At 60.3% G+C, this 2605-nt stretch carries 2 protein-coding genes; both read right to left on the reverse strand.

The genetic code is table 11. The features are described from left to right. A partial coding sequence (locus JNL55_RS19580; protein ID WP_293857536.1) for a class I adenylate-forming enzyme family protein occupies positions 1 to 1366 on the reverse strand: 1366 nt, incomplete at its 3' end. Positions 1367 to 1377: 11 nt separating this feature from the next. Next, entirely contained in the window at positions 1378 to 2541 is a 1164-nt protein-coding gene (locus tag JNL55_RS19585; RefSeq protein ID WP_293857539.1) for a thiolase C-terminal domain-containing protein, read from the reverse strand. Positions 2542 to 2605 lie beyond the last annotated feature (64 nt).

Raw genomic sequence — 2605 nt, forward strand, 5'->3', positions numbered from 1 at the left:
AGTGCTCGATCACCACCGGCACCGACACCTTACCGTCATCGGAATAAATCACTGCGAGCGGCGTCTCCCCAAAGTCAGCGTCACGAGCCGACAGCACGGCAACTTCCTTCACGCCGTCGATTTCACTGATGACACGCTCGATTTCAGCGGCCGATATATTCAGCCCGCCGGAAATGATGATGTCCTTCAGCCGGTCGACGAAAGTGAGATTGCCGGCATCATCGAGAATGCCGAGATCGCCGGTGTGCAGCCAGCCGTCTCGTACAGCCTCTTGTGTGGCTTGCGGATTGTTCCAGTAACCCACCATCAAACACGGCGAGCGCACCAGGATTTCGCCTGGTGTTCCCGGCGGCGCGAAACCGCCGTTTTCACTCAGGATGGCGTACTCAGTGAAGATGCCACCGCGCCCGCATTTCTCCGGCGCAGACACTGCCGCATCATCGCGTGCACCCCAACCGCCGCCGGCTTCGGTCGAGCCATAAAGCTGTCGAAGCACCACGCCCTTGTCTCGCCATGCTTTGAGCAAACTCTGCGAGACCCTCGCGCCGCCCACCTGAGTCCAATAGAGATGCGATAAATCCGCGTCAGCGAAACCAGGCAGCGCTGCGATCCGCTCGAAAAAGATCGGCGCACTTTGAAACGTGGTGATCTGGTGCTCGACCAGCAACCGCAACGCCCGCGCGGCCTCAAAATGCCTTTCGATGTAAAGCGTCGCGCCCACCGAAATGAACTGCATCAGCAACAGATAGCCCGACGACGAACTAAACGGCCCCACCGACAGGACCCGCGAGCCCCGTCCGCAACGCGGCTCCATGATCACGAACTCGCTGGCATACGTCAGGATGCTGCGATGAGAATAAATCACACCCTTGGGGCGCGCAGTCGAGCCGCTGGTGCCGATGATGAACACCGGCGTGTCTGCGTCGGGCTCAAAAGCGAAATCGACCTCAGGTCCATCGCGCAAGCGACCAATGTCATCCAACAACTTGAGCTTGCTTGCACCCTCAGCGCCGAGGGCTTCGGCGAGCACCGCTTGTCGATCTCGATCTGCGAACGCCAGCACCGGCGTGGTATCTGAAAAGGCATCCGCGATTTCATGCGCAGTGGAGCGAAAGCTCAGCGGCGTCGCCAATGCGCCGGCTCGCATCAGGCCGAACGCCAACACGGCATATTCCAACGAGTTCATGGCCACAGCAGCCACGCGGTCGCCAGGCTTAACGCCCAGCTTCGCGAGATAGTCCGCCGTTCGTCCGGCCCACGACCATAGTTCCAAGAACGTGAGCGGCTGATCCTCGACGCTGAGCGCAATCTGGTTCGGGCATTCGCGCGCCCACCATTTGAGCGCACCATGAATCGTGAAGGCCATGATCGAATCCTCTACAGCGTCTCGGCCGTGCCGACCAGGGCGGTGCTGGTCATGGTGTCGCCCGGCCCGCCCGTCATCAACGACAGCTTGGCATTCGGCACTTGATTGCACGAGTCGCCGCGCAGCTGTCGAACCGCTTCGGCGACCAAGCCCATGCCGTGAATGAAGCCTTCGGCCAGATCGCCACCGGAAGTATTGACCGGCAGCTTTCCCGAAGGTGCGATCAGATTGTCGAACTGGATCAGCTCGCCAGCGCTTTCGGCAGTACAGAAGCCGTGATCGATGAGCGAGCCCACACCCAGCCCCGTCATGTTCTGATACACCTGCAGGACGTCGACATCCTTGGGCTGATAGCCCGATTCCGCCCACATCCGCCGAGCCACGCCCAGCTGACCGGCCATGCTGTAAGGGCGAATGTTTTCTTCCAGTGCGCCGCCGCCTTCGAGCGTGCCCATCGGCGCCGACAAAATATAAGCCGGCGTCTTCTTCAAATGCTTGGCCCGCTCGGCTGACACCACGATGGCAGCGCAGGCGCCGTCGTTTTCGCGAGAGCAGTCGAACAAATTGAAGGGCTCGGCGATCTTGCGAGCATTCGCATAGGTCGCATCATCGAGCACGGTCTTGCGACCATAAGCGAGAGGATTATTTCGAGCGTGGTAATACGCCGCTTGCGCCATCGCTTGCATGGTCTCGCGAGGCACGCCATGTTTTTCCAGCATGCGCTGCGAGCGAAGAGCGAGGATCTGCGCCGGAGATTCCAGGCCGTTCACCAAATACTGAGCCGCCGTGTCGTTCTGCGCGACCGCGACTCGCAAACGTTGGCTGGTCGATTCCGCCATCGAGCGATACACGACAACGACATCGGCCTGGCCGGCAATGATGGCGCTCGCCGCAATGCTCAGCGCGCCCGGAATGCCGCCGCCATGAATCCACGTGAGAGCGGCGAACTTCACTTCTTTGGTGCCGAGCGCAGACATTAATTTCTGTGCGTCGTTGCGCTCAGCCGCGTAAGAAATAAAGCCATCGATCTCCTGCGGTTCAATGCCGCAGTCCTCGCACGCCGCGACGATGGCACGCAGACACAGTTTGAGTTCGGGTTCCGGCGAAGTGCCGCGTTTGTAGTAGGGCGTCTGGCCGATGCCGACGATGGCAGTGGCGCCGCGTAGTTTGCTCATGTCGATGCTCCCGCGCCGCTCAGACTCCAGCGAATCGAGGGATAGTTTTTCGATTTGAGAGTAG

The sequence above is a fragment of the Steroidobacter sp. genome, assembly GCF_016790065.1.
Taxonomy (GTDB): domain Bacteria; phylum Pseudomonadota; class Gammaproteobacteria; order Steroidobacterales; family Steroidobacteraceae; genus Steroidobacter.

Bases quoted from the DNA above. Each gene is read 5' to 3' on its own strand.
- JNL55_RS19585 (WP_293857539.1), bottom strand. From the start codon at position 2,541: ATGAGCAAACTACGCGGCGCCACTGCCATCGTCGGCATCGGCCAGACG.